16 protein-coding genes are annotated in these 15,747 nt (G+C 50.0%); 9 read left to right on the top strand and 7 right to left on the bottom strand.

All coding sequences use genetic code 11. The features are described from left to right. Positions 1 to 51: 51 nt before the first annotated feature. The 6 genes from M3194_RS27525 to M3194_RS27500 form a co-directional block, all read right to left on the bottom strand. Positions 52 to 978: an RCC1 domain-containing protein gene (locus tag M3194_RS27525; protein ID WP_251657328.1), complete on the bottom strand. Its 927-nt coding sequence runs from the start codon at positions 976 to 978 to the stop codon at positions 52 to 54. 590 nt (positions 979 to 1,568) lie between these two features. Further along, a complete protein-coding gene (locus M3194_RS31360) occupies positions 1,569 to 2,681 on the bottom strand; it encodes a collagen-like protein (protein ID WP_285889601.1) in 1,113 nt (370 codons plus the stop codon). A 704-nt stretch (positions 2,682 to 3,385) separates the two neighbouring features. Then, positions 3,386 to 3,625, bottom strand: coding sequence for a hypothetical protein (locus tag M3194_RS27515; protein WP_251657327.1), 240 nt, complete (start codon positions 3,623 to 3,625; stop codon positions 3,386 to 3,388). 153 nt (positions 3,626 to 3,778) lie between these two features. After that, entirely contained in the window at positions 3,779 to 4,750 is a 972-nt protein-coding gene (locus M3194_RS27510) for a Gfo/Idh/MocA family protein (protein ID WP_251657326.1), read from the bottom strand. Between the two features lie 109 nt (positions 4,751 to 4,859). Then, positions 4,860 to 5,978 (bottom strand): sensor histidine kinase, encoded by a 1,119-nt coding sequence (locus M3194_RS27505; protein ID WP_251657325.1) that lies wholly within the window; start codon positions 5,976 to 5,978, stop codon positions 4,860 to 4,862. Next, on the bottom strand, positions 5,968 to 6,669 hold the full coding sequence (locus tag M3194_RS27500) for a response regulator transcription factor (RefSeq protein ID WP_251657324.1): 702 nt from the start codon (positions 6,667 to 6,669) through the stop codon (positions 5,968 to 5,970). Before M3194_RS27500 ends, M3194_RS27505 begins: the two co-directional genes overlap by 11 nt. Positions 6,670 to 6,857: 188 nt before the next feature. Between M3194_RS27500 and M3194_RS27495 the strand changes: the two genes are divergently transcribed. Genes M3194_RS27495 through M3194_RS27480 form a run of 4 tightly spaced genes read left to right on the top strand, consistent with a single transcriptional unit; the run spans position 6,858 to position 10,989 of the window. Then, positions 6,858 to 7,934, top strand: coding sequence for a D-alanine--D-alanine ligase family protein (locus M3194_RS27495; RefSeq protein WP_251657323.1), 1,077 nt, complete (start codon positions 6,858 to 6,860; stop codon positions 7,932 to 7,934). Positions 7,935 to 7,947: 13 nt separating this feature from the next. Next, complete coding sequence (alr, locus tag M3194_RS27490; RefSeq protein ID WP_251657322.1) at positions 7,948 to 9,120, top strand: alanine racemase; 1,173 nt, start codon at positions 7,948 to 7,950, stop codon at positions 9,118 to 9,120. Continuing rightward, positions 9,072 to 9,920, top strand: a complete 849-nt coding sequence (locus M3194_RS27485) for a D-alanyl-D-alanine carboxypeptidase family protein (RefSeq protein WP_251657321.1) — start codon at positions 9,072 to 9,074, stop codon at positions 9,918 to 9,920. The genes alr and M3194_RS27485 overlap by 49 nt, the downstream gene beginning before the upstream one ends. Continuing rightward, on the top strand, positions 9,913 to 10,989 hold the full coding sequence (locus tag M3194_RS27480; protein WP_251657320.1) for an acyltransferase family protein: 1,077 nt from the start codon (positions 9,913 to 9,915) through the stop codon (positions 10,987 to 10,989). Before M3194_RS27485 ends, M3194_RS27480 begins: the two co-directional genes overlap by 8 nt. 75 nt (positions 10,990 to 11,064) lie before the next feature. Here the strand turns inward: M3194_RS27480 and M3194_RS27475 are convergent, their stop codons facing one another. Further along, positions 11,065 to 11,943: an AraC family transcriptional regulator gene (locus M3194_RS27475; RefSeq protein ID WP_251657319.1), complete on the bottom strand. Its 879-nt coding sequence runs from the start codon at positions 11,941 to 11,943 to the stop codon at positions 11,065 to 11,067. A gap of 106 nt (positions 11,944 to 12,049) precedes the next feature. Between M3194_RS27475 and M3194_RS27470 the strand changes: the two genes are divergently transcribed. The 5 genes from M3194_RS27470 to M3194_RS27450 all read left to right on the top strand — a co-directional run bounded on the left by M3194_RS27470 (position 12,050) and on the right by M3194_RS27450 (position 15,646). Next, complete coding sequence (locus M3194_RS27470; protein WP_251657318.1) at positions 12,050 to 13,585, top strand: sulfatase family protein; 1,536 nt, start codon at positions 12,050 to 12,052, stop codon at positions 13,583 to 13,585. Between the two features lie 178 nt (positions 13,586 to 13,763). After that, positions 13,764 to 14,036 carry a sensor histidine kinase gene (locus tag M3194_RS27465; protein WP_251657317.1) on the top strand — a complete coding sequence of 91 codons (273 nt, stop codon included), beginning with the start codon at positions 13,764 to 13,766 and terminating at the stop codon, positions 14,034 to 14,036. A 2-nt stretch (positions 14,037 to 14,038) separates the two neighbouring features. Continuing rightward, the gene (locus tag M3194_RS27460) at positions 14,039 to 14,203 is read left to right on the top strand and encodes a hypothetical protein (protein ID WP_251657316.1); all 165 of its coding nucleotides are present in this window, start codon (positions 14,039 to 14,041) and stop codon (positions 14,201 to 14,203) included. A 149-nt stretch (positions 14,204 to 14,352) separates the two neighbouring features. Beyond that, positions 14,353 to 14,727 carry a helix-turn-helix transcriptional regulator gene (locus M3194_RS27455; protein ID WP_251657315.1) on the top strand — a complete coding sequence of 125 codons (375 nt, stop codon included), beginning with the start codon at positions 14,353 to 14,355 and terminating at the stop codon, positions 14,725 to 14,727. Positions 14,728 to 14,923: 196 nt separating this feature from the next. After that, complete coding sequence (locus M3194_RS27450) at positions 14,924 to 15,646, top strand: hypothetical protein (protein ID WP_251657314.1); 723 nt, start codon at positions 14,924 to 14,926, stop codon at positions 15,644 to 15,646. The last annotated feature ends 101 nt before the right edge of the window (positions 15,647 to 15,747 follow it).

Here is a 15,747-nt window from a genome sequence, read left to right as displayed (position 1 = left end):
GTAATAAAGCTGCAGCTGATCCTACGGTCTGCTGCAGCTTTTATGATTGAACTAAAGTTCCTCGCTGAATGAATTATATCTCCCATCAAAGGGCAGTTGGATGCCACTCCAACCGTTTATATCGCATTGGCCATATGCATTGTCACCGACAGCAATCATTGTGCCATCCGATTTAAGGCCGAGAGTATGTGCGCTTCCCGCCGCTACTGCCACAATATCACGCCAGCTGCATACATTGCATTGGCCATGCTCATTCGAACCCGCCGCCGTCACCGTGCCGTCCGATTTTAGACCAATGGTATGATAACTACCCGCCGCAATTGCCGTTATACCTCGCCAGTTGCTTACATCGCATTGCTGATGCTTATTCCATCCCGCTGCCGTCACCGTACCGTCCGATATTAGACCGCCGGTATGTAGGTAGCCCGCTGCTATAGCCACTATGTCGTACCAGTTGCTCACATTACATTGGCCATACCGATTATTACCAACACCTGTCACCGTACCATCCGATTGAAGCCCGACGGTGTGCCAATCACCCGCCGTTATCGCCACAATGTCATGCCAACGGCCTACATCACATTGCCCTTCATGAGTTCTACCTGCAGCCACCACAGTGCCATCCGATCTCAGTCCGACGGTACGACGCCAACCGGCCGTTATCGATACAATACCGTGCCAAACGTTTACATCGCATTGGTTATGCTTATTCCAACCTACTGCTGATACCGTGCCGTCAGATGCAAGTCCGATTGTATGCGAGTTCCCTGTATTCGTCGCCCTATGAACATTGCCAGCCGCTACCGATTCCATATCTCGCCAGCCGCTTACATTGCATTGGCTAAATTTATTATCCCCCACAGCTATTACCGTTCCGTCCGAAAGGAGACCAACGGAATGCCGATGCCCCGCCGCTATGGTATTCTTTGGCCACCCTTTCATTTTTAGCGCCGTTTTATCCGGCGAAGTATGATACATAGTTCACTTCACTCCTCAAAACAATGACCTATCAATAATAGGTGTCATACTCCTTGCAACTTTGCAAGTAGCTCACCTTTAATATATTTCACCAATTCATTAAACTAACCTGCCCTTCAACAAAAGCTGCAACAGATGGGAGGATCTGCTGCAGCTTTATTGATTGAACTATAGTTCTCCGTTTAGCTTAAACTCCTCAGCTAAATATATGTGCTTAGCATTCAGTGCTCTTCCCAAAAAATATCTTATGATAGAATATTTACCATTCCCACATCAACAGAACCCATAAGTGTAAACTCGATGCTCCCATTTTCAGCATTTAAACTTACCTCAAGAAATTCATTACTGTTAATCAAAAACGATGGTGGTTCATTTGAAGTGATTCTACAACAATAAATGTCATTATTCCTTCCTGCATTTCGGGCTCGGAAGTATCATGATGTTTTTGTCTCCACTGACATAATTCCAGCTTTAATTGAACCTTTTTCTCATCGACCAAGTATTCAATTTGCTCTACAATGCTATCGTGTAAGTCGTAAGTTTCCAATTAGTTTTAATTAGAGGGAAGGTAAATATTAGCCTCTCATATTTTACTGAATCTGTATAATCGAAACAGAACCATCAGTCGGATTAGCTGGGGCCGAGCCATTATAAAGAAAATCCATTGTTACAGCACCTGCGGTAGCGTCAACTAAGAACGTACCAGAAACACTTGCATTAGCATCTAAAGTACCAGTATTTGCTTTACCTGAAAAATCACTTTTAAATACTAAATTAAGCCTTGGTGTAACAGTAATGTTTCCAGCTACTGAACTAGTTGCCCTGAAAGTATAGGAAACCAAATAAATGTGCCCTGTTGCTAATAAAAAGGTTGTGGCTGTTGGATGTGAAATATTAGGGCCATTAATAAATGAGGTTACATATGAAATATCTGTACCATTTGCAATAGGTGATACACTAACAAGAAAAAGCCCGTTTTGTGTTGTTGCAACTGCTCCGGTTGCACCTGTGGCTCCGGTTGCACCTGTGGCTCCTGTTAGACCCGCTGGTCCTGCTGGCCCCGCAGGTCCCGCAGGTCCCGCTGGTCCCGCTGGTCCCGCTTCTCCCGGTGGACCTGTCAATCCAGTTGCGCCAAGTGCTCCTGCAAGACCCTCTAATCCTTGCGGTCCAAGCGCGCCAATCGCTCCTGCAAGGCCTGCTGCTCCTTGAGGTCCAAGTGCTCCTGCAAGTCCTTCAGGTCCAAGCGCGCCGATCGCTCCTGCAAGGCCTGCTGCTCCTTGAGGTCCAAGTGCTCCTGCAAGTCCTTCAGGTCCAAGTGAACCAATCGCTCCTGCAAGACCTGCTGCTCCTTGAGGTCCAAGTGCTCCTGCAAGTCCTTGGGGTCCAAGTGCGCCAAGTGCTCCTGCAAGACCCGCTGCTCCTTGGGGTCCAAGTGCTCCTGCAAGTCCTTCAGGTCCAAGTGCGCCGATTGCACCCACAAGTCCTGTTAATCCTTGGGGTCCAAGTGCTCCCGCAACTCCTTGAGGTCCAGCCTCTACAATTGCCCCAGCAATTCCACTTAATAATTGCTGTCCTTTAAGCGGGGGACACTTTATACAAACTTTCTTCTTAAATCGTGGATGACGTTTCTTTTTATTTCTTTTTGGATGGCATACAATAATGGATTTCCTTTTGCACCGTTTTTTTGTATCGGGACAACTCAACCATGACACCTCCTATAAAGATTGTACAGTGTACGTGAGTTGTTTTTCTTCAGCATGGACTAATAGTTAACTATTGGCTAGACTAGAAACTATTTTTAAGAAGATGGGTTAATGATAGGGAGGTTCATGTAACTAACCTGCCCGTTTAATAAAACAGGGAGCAAAAGCCGCGGCGATCTGCTCCCTTGATCAACTATTGTTTCCCATTCGTTCAAGAAGTAAAAGTACTTTTTAAGTTCTGCTAGGGTCTCGCAAAAGTCCTTCGTCGATGCCACTCTTGTAGCATTCTAACAAGAAAGATTATTAAAACTAAGCTTATGGTATAAATAAACCCATCCGGCTAGAAGCTCGTATAGGTTAGCAAAACCATGCAGAAACTTATGGAAATATAATCAAGGCAAAGCAGCAGTAAACCCCATATGTTACCTGGCCTACTAATAATCCTATTATGACTCCAAAGAATATCCGCATAGCCATGGAGACTTCATTTTCGTAACTGTCCATAAAAATCTCAAGATAAGTATACGGGCCATCCCCGTGAGTAAAATTTGTTACATTGCGAAAATGTTGCCTATTGGTTAATACAAAACCCCACACACCGAGGAATAGAGAGAAAAAGGTTCGAAAGATAATGCTGGACGTATTTTAACCTCCTCTTACTAACAAGTTAGTTTTAATAGAAACCTTCTTATAAATATTTAAAGTCATAGTATTTTTTCGAGTTCAATTTCGTCATGAATCGGGATATCGTAAAAGCCCACCGCTGGGATTGTGGGCTTCAGCAGCGTCCTAGCCTCATCAATTGCACCGGGATATACGGCAATAATTCGATTACCTTTGGTTATCATGGTTTCGTCACCCCACTGTAACCACTGCTCTTTCAGCCATTCCAAATCGTCTTCGCTCATAGGAGCTAGAATTCCGATATTATTATTTTCGTCCATTATTATCACCCCAGTTCAGTATATTAAGGAAAGAATCGACTATGTTTCGGCAGATGAAGAGTTAACCGCATAAATAGGTAACGCAAAAAAAGGTACCTATCGTCAAATAACAATAGGCACCTTATGTTAACTGTAATGGATGATTACGGATAGTTATCTTAGCTTCACAGGCAGGCCTGTTCTTGCGGATTCATTCGCAGCCATGGTGACGCGATGAGTCTCCCATGCATCCTCGTAGGTGGAAAGAATTCTGCTGCTGTCTCCTGTTCTAACCGCATGCAGAAAGGCTTCATTTTCCCGTACGTATGGATTGGCGGAGGATTTGTACTCGGTTCTCTTATCCGCTTCGATATTAACCAGAGCCTCGCCCGTAACTTGCAGCAAGCCGGTGCTGGTATAGATCTGCAAGCCGGCATGGCCGCCGGCCGGAATTGCGCATGTATTGCTGATCGTAGCAACCGCTCCGCTAGCCAGCTTCAAGGTTACCGTACCTACATCCGGCACCGTAACTCCCTCTTCTACGCTCGCCATATGCATGTTGCCATACGCCGCATAGACCTCGTTTACGTCCCCGAGCAGATAACGCATCAGGTCCACGATATGAGTGGTTTGTTCAACAAACTGTCCACCGGAGGTCTCCATCTTGCGCCACCAATATACGCCTGGCATCGAGCCCATCCATTGCCCGAGGGCCATCAGCGGTTTGCTGCCGGCAAGCAGTTCTTTCGCGCGGCTCGTGCTGTCCATGTAACGGAAATGGTAGCCAACCGATGTGATTAGCCCTTTATCGGCAATCGCCTGCCGGATCCGGGACGGCGTCTCTTCATCCACCCCTATTGGTTTCTCAACCAGGAATGGTATTCCCCGCTCCACAAGCGCCAATTCAATCTCGCCATGCGCAAACGGAGGCGTACAAATATACACGGCATCCAGCTTGCGGGCATCCAGCATCGCCTCAATAGATTCATAACCGCGTGCATCGCTGTACGGTCTTGCCGCTGTCTCCGCCTTCTCAAGGCTTGTCCCGCAGAAGGCGCTGACGCTGACATTCTCGATTGCCGCAAGCTTCTCGGCATGCATCCGTCCAAACCAACCCGTTCCCGCTATACCAATCCGAAGAGTCACTTTCATTCCCACCTTACGTCCGTAGTTTTTATAACCTGTTCATAAACTAACGATACATCCGGGCCTGAAAGCTCTTTCAGCCAGTCTAGCCCTCCCCCCATTGTTTACCTTAATTTTGCTTGATGTCAAGTGGATCTTTGCCGCCGAGCGGAAGTCTCACCTGAAAGGAGGTTTTCCCTTCCGCGCTCGCCGCGGCAATCGAGCCATGATGCAGCTCCACGATGTTCTTGGCGATCGCAAGGCCAAGTCCCGAGCCTCCCGTATTCTGCGAACGGGACTTCTCGCCGCGATAAAACCGTTCAAACAACAACGGTATCACCGATGCCGGCAAAGGCTCGCCGTAATTGGCGATCTCGACGGCAGCTCGCCCGTTGTCGCTCCAAACGGCGATTTCGATCGGCCTGCCTTCCTTTCCGTACTGAATCGCGTTAACGATCAGATTCTCGAACACCCGGACAAGCTTGTCCCCATCCGCGTTGATGAGGATTGGCTGATCCGGAAGATCCATGCGGCATTCCATCCCCGCCTGTTCGAATTGCAATCGGAATTGTCCTGCCAATTGACCTAGCATCTCGACGAGATTGATCGAGGACAGCCGAAGAACCATGCCGCCGCTCGTCCTTGTATATTCGAATAAATCGTCAATCATCGTCTTCAGACGTATCGATTTCTCATGGGCAATTTGAACGTAATGTCTCAGCTCCACCTCATCGCGGTAACGGTCCTCTTCGATCAGTCCCAAATACCCGACGATAGACGTTAAAGGCGTGCGCAAATCATGGGAAACGTTCGTGACAAGCTCGGCTTTCGTCCGCTCGGCTCGCCGTTCCTCCTCGATGGACAACTTGAGCTGGACTGTCATTTTATTAATATTCTCCGCCAAGGCTCCAAGCTCGTCATCCCCCCGGACTGGTAGCGGGGAATCAAAATCCCCGCCCGCAATCTGTTCGATTCCTTGCGAGATTCGCAATAAATAGCGAATAGTCGAGCGGCTGAGAACGAAAAAAAAGATGAAAAAAAGAAAAATGCAGGCGGAAATAAATATAGTCAGAAGGCCGAATTTATCAAGCAAGTCCCTTACTGGATAGGGGAGGTGAAAATAATCGGTACTGTACGCGACAACGGCAATCAAATAGAGCACGCCGACCGTCAGTACGGACGCCCCCGCGCTTAGGCCAAACAAATACAGCATTTTGAAACGAAGGCTTTTCCACGGTTTACGGATCAATTTTATACCCTACTCCCCATACGGTCTGAATCAGCTTAACGCCGCCCAGCTCGCTCTCCAATTTGTCGCGAAGCTTGCTTATATGAACCATGACGGTATTGTTCGACTCCAGGAACCTGTCCTTCCATACCGCTTCGAAGATCGCCTCCGCACTGAACACCTGCCCGGAGTGGCTTGCCAGCAAATACAAGATATCGAACTCCGTCGACGTCAAATTGATATTGCGTTCCTCCACCGTAACGGTATGCGATTTCTTGCTTATTTTCAGACCATGGATCGAGATGAGGTCTTGCTCCTGTGCCGCTTGAATCTGGGCATTCAAATAAATGGACCTGCGGAGCAGCGACTTCACCCTCGCGATCAATTCAAGAGCGTTAAACGGCTTGACCATATAATCGTCCGCACCTGTCGTAAGCCCCATGATCTTGTCCATGTCCTCGGCCTTGGCGCTCAGCATCAGGATCGGAATTCCGTACTCCGCGCGTACGGCGCGAACCACCTCCAGCCCGTCCATCTCCGGCATCATGACGTCGAGGACAATCAATTGAATGGATTCCTTGGCGATCAAATCCATTGCCTCCCGGCCGTTGCTTGCGGTCAGCACTTGGTATCCTTCGTTTGTCAGGTAGATTTTGATCAGCTGAGCGATTTCCGGGTCGTCATCCGCGATCAGAATTTGAATATCATTCATGAAATCTCTCCATCTAAACCGTATTTGTGCCCTAGTGTATCAGAAAACTTCAACATAACCACCTGCTGTTTATCACAAATAAGAAAATCTTAAGGTTTCCTTCAGGATGTCTTACGAACCTCACCAGCTTGAGGAGTTATCTTGGATATAGAGCAACGGACAAGAATTCTACCTGGAGGTATTCCCATATGAGAACAAAGCTGTACGTCCTATACGGAGGCAAATCCGTCGAACACGAAGTGTCTTTGAAAACCGCCCTTACCGTTCTTCTTTCCATTAATGAAAGCCGGTTTGAGGTTTATCCCGTTTATATCACGCGTGAAGGCTTGTGGTGCACGCCCGGGCCTCTTGCGAAGGAAGGGTTGACGGTCGAGCGCTTGATCGCGCAGCCCGCGTTCCGCGACCCAGCCAGGACGATCGGACACATCTTATCCGGCGTTATGGCTTTGCCCGGCCCGAAGGTTGCCCTGCCGCTATTGCATGGCTCTAACGGAGAAGACGGCACGATCCAAGGCTTGCTGGAGCTGCTGAACATTCCTTATGTCGGAAACGGCGTTCTGTCTTCCGCCTTAACCTTGGACAAGGCGATGTCGAAGCATCTTGCGGCCGAGGCCGGCATTCCTCAAACGAGCTATCTGGTGTGCGGCCATGAGGATTGGAAAACGGATGAGACCGCCGTTCTGCGTGAAGTGGAGGACAACATCGGGTATCCGTGTTATGTAAAGCCTGCCTCCCTCGGCTCCAGTATCGGCATCAGCAGATGCACAAACCGGGGAGAGTTCCTGATCGGCATTCGTGAAGCTTTCTCCTACGACAGGAAGCTCGTCATCGAGCGCGAGGTGGACGGCAGGGAAATTCAAGTTGCCGTACTGGGTAACGAAAGACCTCTAGCTTCGTTGCCCGGCGAATTCATTCATGAGCATACTTTCTTCGATTACGAATCCAAATACATGGACAAGCGCCTTACGATGTCGATTCCCGCCAAAGTGGCGGACGGCACGACCCAGCGAATTCGCGAGCTGGCGATCCGGGCTTATCAAGCTCATGGCTGCGAGGGTCTTGCCCGCGTCGACTTCTTCCTCGGCGAAGATGGCAGGCTGTACCTGAACGAAATCAATGCTTTGCCCGGATTTACGAATTTCAGCATGTATCCCGTTATGTGGGAGCGTACCGACGGAACGTCCTATTCAGAGCTTATCGAAAAACTGATTGCTTACGCCTTCGCGCGTCACGATAACAAACAAACGATTCGCTATACAAGATAATGAGGTGATCGTCATGTTAAGAGATACATGGGCTGAAATTAGTTTGAACCGCATTCGCGAGAATATGCTGAGCATTCGAAGATCGCTGCCGTATTCGGTCAAGTTAATGGCCGTCGTGAAAGCAAACGGCTACGGGCATGGCGACTTGGAATCGGCCAAGGCTGCCGTGTTGGCCGGAGCGGATTATTTGGCAGTCGCTTATCTTGAAGAAGCGCTGAGACTCCGCGATGCCGGAATGAAGCTGCCCATTCTCCTGTTGACGCCGATTCGGCCGGACCAGGTGCCACTCGCGCTGAAGTACGGCCTGACCTTAACCGTCACAAGCGCCAAATGGTTTGCCGAGATGCGCGACTACAAGCCTTACGCCTCCGGGGGAAAGCTTCGGGTTCATGTCAAGATGGATACGGGACTCGGACGGATCGGTATACGGAAGAAAGAAGAATGGGATGAGCTCGCTTTGTGGCTGCACGCAGAGGATGTTGAGGTCGACGGCTTTTATACGCATTTCGCGACGGCCGGGCAAGCCGATACCGCCTTTCTGGAGCAGCAAGCCGCTCGCTTCGCCCAGATGAAGGAATGGGGACGCGCATCCGGCCTTGTCATCCGGCATTATCATTGTGCAGGAAGCGCTGCAGCCTTGAGGTTTCCTCATTTGGCGATGGATATGGTTCGCATCGGAGCCGCGATGTACGGCTTTTATCCGGAAAAGCTCGTACATTCCATAAAGCTGGAGCCGGCATTAAGTCTCCATAGCCGTCTGATCCAGGTGAAGAAGCTCGCTAAAGGGGAATATCTCGGCTACGACAATTCCTACCGGGCCGAGGAGGATGAATGGATCGGAACGGTGCCTATCGGTTATGCCGATGGCTGGTCGCAGCGGATGCAAGGTACGGAGGTGCTGGTCGAAGGGCAGCGAGCCCCCATTGTGGGCAAAATCTGCATGGACCAGCTGATGATCAAGCTTCCGGGGCCGTTGGCGGAAGGCACCCTAGTCACCTTGATAGGTGCTCAAGGTTCGCAGCGTATTACGTTTGCGGAGCTTGCCGCCCATATCGGAAGCGTGTCGCAGGAAGTATCCACTTCGCTTGGCGTTAGAATAGCAAGAACCTATATCGATATGGAGGAGGAATACAGAACATGGGACAAACAAATCTGGCCAAACGAAATCAATCGGGCCGTCATATAACCTTTAAAACGATTAAACTCGCTAATTCGGAGATCTATCAGGGGCAGCTGGTCTTGATTAATCCCGAAAATCCTATTCGACAGGCCCTTTCGCCCGGCAGCTTAATGCCGCTCAGCTCGATTCCGGCTATCCATACCTTGAGGGACGGCATGCTCTTGGAGCGTACCTGTTTGCGGCAGTTGGCCGAGCTGCTTGAGGCAAGTCAAGGGATCAATGATATCGTCGCTGTGAGCGGCTATCGAACCAAGCAGGAGCAGGAGCATATTTACGCTTCTACATTAGCCGAGAGAGGCGCCGAATATACCGCGTGTTATGTGGCATTGCCCGATCGGAGCGAGCATCAGAGCGGACTGGCCATCGACGTCGGCAAGCTGAGCAAGGACGTGGATTATATCGCGCCCGCATTCCCGGATACCGAGACCTACAAAGCGTTCAAGCAGCTTGCCGCAAGCTTTGGGTTCATTCAGCGCTATAAGGAAGGCAAGGAAGCGATCACTCAAATCTCTTGCGAGCCGTGGCATTTCCGTTATGTCGGCTATCCGCACGCCGATATTATGGAGCGGAACGATTGGTGCCTGGAGGAGTATATCGACGCGCTCAAAAGCTACACGCATGATAACGACCATCTCTTATTCGAGGATGATCGATCATTTGTTGAAGTATACTATGTGGCAGCGGAGGCAGGAGCTTCTACAACGATTCCCCTTGTCTTATGCGACCGGTACATCTTATCTGGCAATAACAAAGACGGCTTTATTGTTACGGCTTATTGGGATAAAAGCAGGCGCGCTCATGTCTAAACCGAATTTCGGCGGGCTCGATTGGCTCAAATTCATGGCCGCCATCATGGTCGTAGCCAACCATACCAGCCCGCTTCTATCTTACAGCGCTACTGCCGATTTTCTTGTTAGCAATTTGCTTACCCGCATTGCCGTTCCCGTCTTTTTTATGACGGCCGGATATTTATTTTTCCGCAAGCTGACGGGCAACGAATTATCGGACCGGATCGCCCTTCGAAGCTATATGCTGAAAATAGCGAAGCTCTATGCGATTGCCATCCTGCTGTATATTCCGCTTAATGTATACACAGGTTATTTTTCCGATTCTTTTACGGTTTATTCCTTGCTTAAGGACATCGTGTTTGACGGAACCTTTTATCATCTATGGTATTTGCCGGCGTTAATCATTGGCCTATATATGGTTTATCGCATGAATCGTGTAATGCCGATGAAAGCGATGCTCGCTTTGGCTGGCTTATTATATCTGATAGGTCTGCTCGGAGACAGCTACTATGGCATCACTCAAAGCAGCCATGCACTATTCCCTATCTATGAGAGCATGTTTAACGTGTTTGATTACACCCGCAACGGCTTGTTCTATGCCCCCATTTATTTGGCGGTTGGAGCCTGGGCAGCCAAGCGGCCGCCTTCGGCCAGAACGCCCTTCGCCAATGCGTCCTTATTTGCCGTGTCGCTCGGGTTGATGTTCGCGGAAGGCATGCTCCTTCATTCGGCGGGAACCCCAAGACATGACAGCATGTACGTGTTCGCGCTGCCGGCCACTTATTTCTTGTTCCAATGGTCCATGCAGTGGAAGCTTGGAGCAAATAAAACGTTCCGTGAGTGGAGAGCTTGGGTCTATATTCTGCATCCTATAGCCATTGTGCTTGTCCGCGGAGCAGCCAAAGCAACGCATCTTGAACGCTTGTTTATTACGAGCAGCCTCCCCCATTTTGCAGCGGTTTGCCTGCTTTCCATCGCGATGTCCGCGGCAATGGTAGGGCTGCTTGCCGTCATCCGGAGATTCCGTTCTCCCCTGTTCATGTGGATAACAAGTCCTGTGGATAAGTGGATAACACTCCGAAAATAAATAAATATCGGACAGAAAGTACGCTTGATATGTGCATAACCCTGTGAATAAGTAGAGCAAAGAGGGCAGCTTCGGCTAAATCCCCTTCCAGACCGCTTCCCGATAGGCCGTTGGCGTCAGGGAAAACCGATTCTTAAAGGTTCTTGTAAAGGCATATAAGGACGAATAACCCGTCGTATAGGCCACCTCCGTAATGGAGGCATCCGTCTCTTCCAGAAGCCGCTTGGCGGCGTCCATCCGTACCCCCGTGATGAATTCGCTTGGCGGCATTCCCGCCTTCTCCGCGAAGGCAACGGAATAATACGTCCGGTTCATCCCCGCTGCCCTGGCCGCTTGCTGAACCGTAATGCCCTCCGAAGCGTGCTGCCGGATATAGGACATGCTTTGCTTCACCCAGTCCGCCGTGTCCATGGCATGCGTCTGCGGAGCAGTACGGCATAACGCCGCTAAGAGGCGATAGAGATGACTTTGCATTTCCAGGGACCGTATGTTGGCATTCCCCGTCTCTCCGCCGCGCATTAGACCAAGCAGGCCTTCCAGCACGCGCTCCGCTTCCTGCGTCCATATGCCCTCCAGGAACGGTTTCTCGCCGCTTATTCCGGTTAGATTCAACATCTCCGCTGCGCAAGGACCGTCAATAACAATCCAGTTCATCTTGGGCGGAGCCGCTCCTTCAATCGCGTAGTACGTATAAGTACGTTTGGGAAATAAGCAGAACATATCCCCTCCCGATAATGTCACGCTATTCGCGCCATCCCACTCCACCCGGACCGTGCCTTCCTTCACGATGTGCAGGCTATAGCTCTCGATCCGCTTTGGTCCTGCATAGTAGCCCCGCTTCGTGACCGTCGAGCCCCCGCGCACGGGCCAAATGGAGCACTGCTTATCCAGCTCATTCAACGCGTAATACAAATACTCGGCGGTCTCGCTGCCGCCCGAAGCATACGTATTCATCTCCATCCGCCCCTCAACCCGACAAATTGGTAAATCGACCATACATGATGCTATTTTACGACCGCCTCTTATCTATTACAATGATTGACATGGAGGCGATTACCCCTTGAAAAAACCAAACATATTGTTAATTACGAGTGATCAGCAGCACTGGAACACGCTGGGTTATTTCAATAATGAATTAAGCACGCCTAATCTGGATCGGCTCGTCCGCTCAGGCACAACCTTTACGAGAGCCTATTGCCCGAACCCGACCTGCACGCCTAGCCGCGCTTCGATCATTACGGGACAATATCCGAGCCAGCATGGCGCCTGGACGCTCGGAACCAAGCTCCTCGAAGACCGTCACTGCGTGGGGGAAGACTTTAGTGCTGCCGGCTATAAAACGGCGCTTGTGGGCAAAGCTCATTTTCAGCCGCTTGCTACAACGGAGCAATACCCGTCTGTGGAGGCGTATCCGATTCTTCAGGATTTGGAGAAATGGAAGCACTTCCATGGTCCCTTCTACGGTTTCGAGCATGTGGAGCTCACGCGCAACCACGCGAACGAAGCTCATGTCGGCCAGCATTATGCCCTATGGATGGAGGAAAAGGGCTGCATGAATTGGCGGGACTACTTCCTTCCGCCTACCGGCCATATGGATCCCTCCATCACCTACAAATGGCCCATTCCCGAGGAATACCATTACAACACCTGGATTGCGGAGCGCACGAACGCCCTTATGGAGCAGTACAGCGAAGACGACAAGCCGTTCTTCCTCTGGTCGAGCTTCTTCGATCCTCACCCGGAGTATTTGGCGCCGGAGCCATGGGATACGATGTACGATCCCGACACTCTCACGATTCCGTCTCTTGTACCGGGCGAGCATGACCAGAACCCGCCTCATTTTGGCTTGACGCAGGAGGATAACCCGGACTTCTCTCCTTGGAGCGAAACCGGCAAAGGCATTCATGGCTACCGCTCGCACCATTACTACGAATATGGCGAGAGGAAGAAGCTTGCCGATGACGACAAGAAGAAGCTGGTTGCCGTCTATTACGGCATGATCAGCCTGATGGATAAATATATCGGCAAAATTCTGGATAATCTGGGCGATCTTGGAATCGCGGACAATACCGTTGTCGTCTTTACAACGGATCATGGCCACTTCTTCGGCCAGCACGGTCTGCAGGCCAAAGGCGGCTTCCATTACGAGGACCTGATTCGTCTGCCATTCATCGTGAGCTATCCGGGACATGTGCCTGCAGGAGTCACGTCCGATGCCATCCAGTCGCTTGTTGACCTGGCGCCAACGTTCCTGTCGCTTAGCGGGATTCCCGTCCCGCCTGCGATGACCGGCGTAGATCAAAGCCAGGTCTGGAAAGGCGCGGCTTCTTCCGCCAGAGATCATGCCATCTGCGAATTCCGTCATGAGCCAACGACCATTCACCAGAAGACGTATGTGGATCAACGTTACAAAATCACCGTGTATTACAACCAAACCTACGGCGAAATCTTCGATTTGCAGGAAGACCCAAGCGAGCTGAGCAACCTGTGGGACAATCCCGACTATGCGGGGCTCAAGTCGGAGCTGCTGCTCAAGTACATCTGGGCGGAGCTTGGGAAAGAACCAATGCCGATGCCTCGCATTTCGGGGGCATAAATAGAAAGGCGGCAAGGGATTAACAAATCCCCTGCCGCCTTCCTATTTATTACACCATGAAATATTCCCAAACGTTATATTACAGCCTTGCTCCAAGTATCTCGATTATTTTCCCGTACACATGGTTATCTAATTGACGGCTTTCTCTATTACCATTTCGGAGAGCGATGGCGTTTACGTGTGCCAAATAGCGGATAATGGAACGGGGATGGACAAGGAGCGGCTTGCCATTGTTCAACGAAGACTGAAAGAAGACGTGGATGAGGTATCGATATTCCGGCCCTCGGAAAGCGGAGGCGTTGGACTCTTGAACATCCAACAGAGAATTCGGTTCAATTACGGCAAGAATTACGGGCTTGAAATCGATAGCGGATTATCAGGTACGGTTGTTTCCATCCGTTTTCCCGATATTATAGGAGGAAATTCTCGTGTTCAGCCTGCTAATCATTGAAGATGATGACAATATTAGAAGAGGTATCGTTAAAAATTGTATCCAAAATGGACCTGCCGATCTCTTCCGATCTCATCATTACGGATATCATGATGCCTTTTCTTGACGGACTCAAGCTGCTTAAGCAAATTCGAGAGTGGGAGCTCCTCCCGAACCATTATCATTAGCGGACTCGACGAGTCAGCTACGCGCAGGAAGCGATCGCCTACGGCGTCAGCGCTTATTTATTTAAGCCCGTGAAGAAGAATAAATTATATCAAGTCATAACAAGGCGATTCAAGAGCTGCCCAAGGATGATACTCATCTCAAACAGGCATTGAATAGTCCGCAGTACGAGCATGACGTAGGCTTTGTCACGCGTTATCTGGAGGAGCATTATGCCGAGGATATCGATCTCAACAAGGCCGCTAGTCTCGTCTTCATGAATCCCGCCTATTTCAGCAGCCTGTTCAAAAAGATGACCGGTGTCAGCTTCATTCAATACCTTCAAAAGATTCGCGTGGAAGAATCCAAGAAGCTTCTCCTTAACCATCAGCCGAAAATTTACGAAGTCGCCGAAAAAGCCGGTATCTCCGACGAGAAATATTTCTTCCGCGTCTTCAAGAACACGACGGGACTTACGCCAAATGAATTTAGATCCTTAAAAACGAAGCAACGCGTATTGGATTTGCACAGCCGCAATCATGACTGACGAATAAGCCATTCTTAACCTTGAGGACAAGGCGTTCAAGAACGCTCTGCTCTTCAGGGTTAAAGCTCGTCATCCGCTTGGCAGCGCCGGCAGGAAACAAAAAATAAATTGACAATGCTTTTTTCTCGGTTATAATAAAACCGAACGGTCGGTTTTTAATTCCTCAAAATAAAAACGATAAGGAGACGATAGATAGATGAACGAATTATTAAAGCTTGCGGTAGATGCCCACGGCGGCTTGGAGCGCTGGAAGACATTTACGAAATTGACGGCCCGCGTAAACGCCGGAGGGGTGCTTTGGCCACTCAAAGGAGTTCCCGGTCTCTTGGATGATTATAATCTGGAGCTGAGCACGCGCGATCAATCCGTTATTTTCAATCGTTTCGCTGCTCCAGATCAACGCAGCTTCTACACGCCGAATCGGGTTTCGATCGAGAGCGTAAGCACTGACGAAACGCTGCAAAGCCGCGACAATCCGCGCGCCGCTTTTGATGGTCATGTATTAGAGACGCAATGGGATCAGCTCCATCTGGTGTACTTCGCGAGCTATGCGATGTGGCTGTATCTTAATCAGCCTTTCTTGTATACGCAGCCTGGCTTCGTGACTGAAGAGCTGTCCCCTGTTCAGGAAAATGGCGAAACCTGGCGCCGCCTCAAAGTAACGTTCCCTGAGAACATCGCCACTCACAGTCGCGAACAGATTTCTTATTTCGGAGAAGACGGCTTGCTGCGCCGGCACGATTACACGGTCGATGTAAGCGCTGGTGCGACAGGCGCCAATTACGCCTCCGACTATCAAGAGGTGAATGGCATTATTGTGCCGACAAAACGCCGGGTATATCCAGTGGGTCCGGATGGACAAAAGGTACCGGAACCGCTGCTCGTTTCCATCGACATGAGCGAGATTAATCTAAAATAAGGATGTATCTCCCCCTTAATTGATTAGGCGCCAATCGCATGCAACCATGTAACAAAGAAGCACTTTTCCCTTGGAAAGTGCTTCTTTGTTACATGCGGCAT

Origin of the sequence: Paenibacillus glycanilyticus (genome assembly GCF_023715145.1) — a bacterium.
Classification (GTDB): Bacteria; Bacillota; Bacilli; order Paenibacillales; family Paenibacillaceae; genus Pristimantibacillus; species Pristimantibacillus glycanilyticus_A.
The sequence above is the reverse complement of the archived record's forward strand: the minus strand, read 5'-3'. Positions and strand labels throughout refer to the sequence as shown.

What these genes read in the sequence shown, in the direction of transcription:
- M3194_RS27525 (WP_251657328.1), bottom strand. Translation starts at nt 978, where the DNA reads ATGTATCATACTTCGCCGGATAAAACGGCGCTAAAAATGAAAGGGTGG.
- M3194_RS27515 (WP_251657327.1), bottom strand. Translation starts at nt 3,625, where the DNA reads ATGGACGAAAATAATAATATCGGAATTCTAGCTCCTATGAGCGAAGAC.
- M3194_RS27500 (WP_251657324.1), bottom strand. Translation starts at nt 6,669, where the DNA reads ATGAATGATATTCAAATTCTGATCGCGGATGACGACCCGGAAATCGCT.
- M3194_RS27495 (WP_251657323.1), top strand. Translation starts at nt 6,858, where the DNA reads ATGAGAACAAAGCTGTACGTCCTATACGGAGGCAAATCCGTCGAACAC.
- alr (WP_251657322.1), top strand. Translation starts at nt 7,948, where the DNA reads ATGTTAAGAGATACATGGGCTGAAATTAGTTTGAACCGCATTCGCGAG.
- M3194_RS27485 (WP_251657321.1), top strand. Translation starts at nt 9,072, where the DNA reads ATGGGACAAACAAATCTGGCCAAACGAAATCAATCGGGCCGTCATATA.
- M3194_RS27480 (WP_251657320.1), top strand. Translation starts at nt 9,913, where the DNA reads ATGTCTAAACCGAATTTCGGCGGGCTCGATTGGCTCAAATTCATGGCC.
- M3194_RS27475 (WP_251657319.1), bottom strand. Translation starts at nt 11,943, where the DNA reads ATGAATACGTATGCTTCGGGCGGCAGCGAGACCGCCGAGTATTTGTAT.
- M3194_RS27460 (WP_251657316.1), top strand. Translation starts at nt 14,039, where the DNA reads ATGATGACAATATTAGAAGAGGTATCGTTAAAAATTGTATCCAAAATG.
- M3194_RS27450 (WP_251657314.1), top strand. Translation starts at nt 14,924, where the DNA reads ATGAACGAATTATTAAAGCTTGCGGTAGATGCCCACGGCGGCTTGGAG.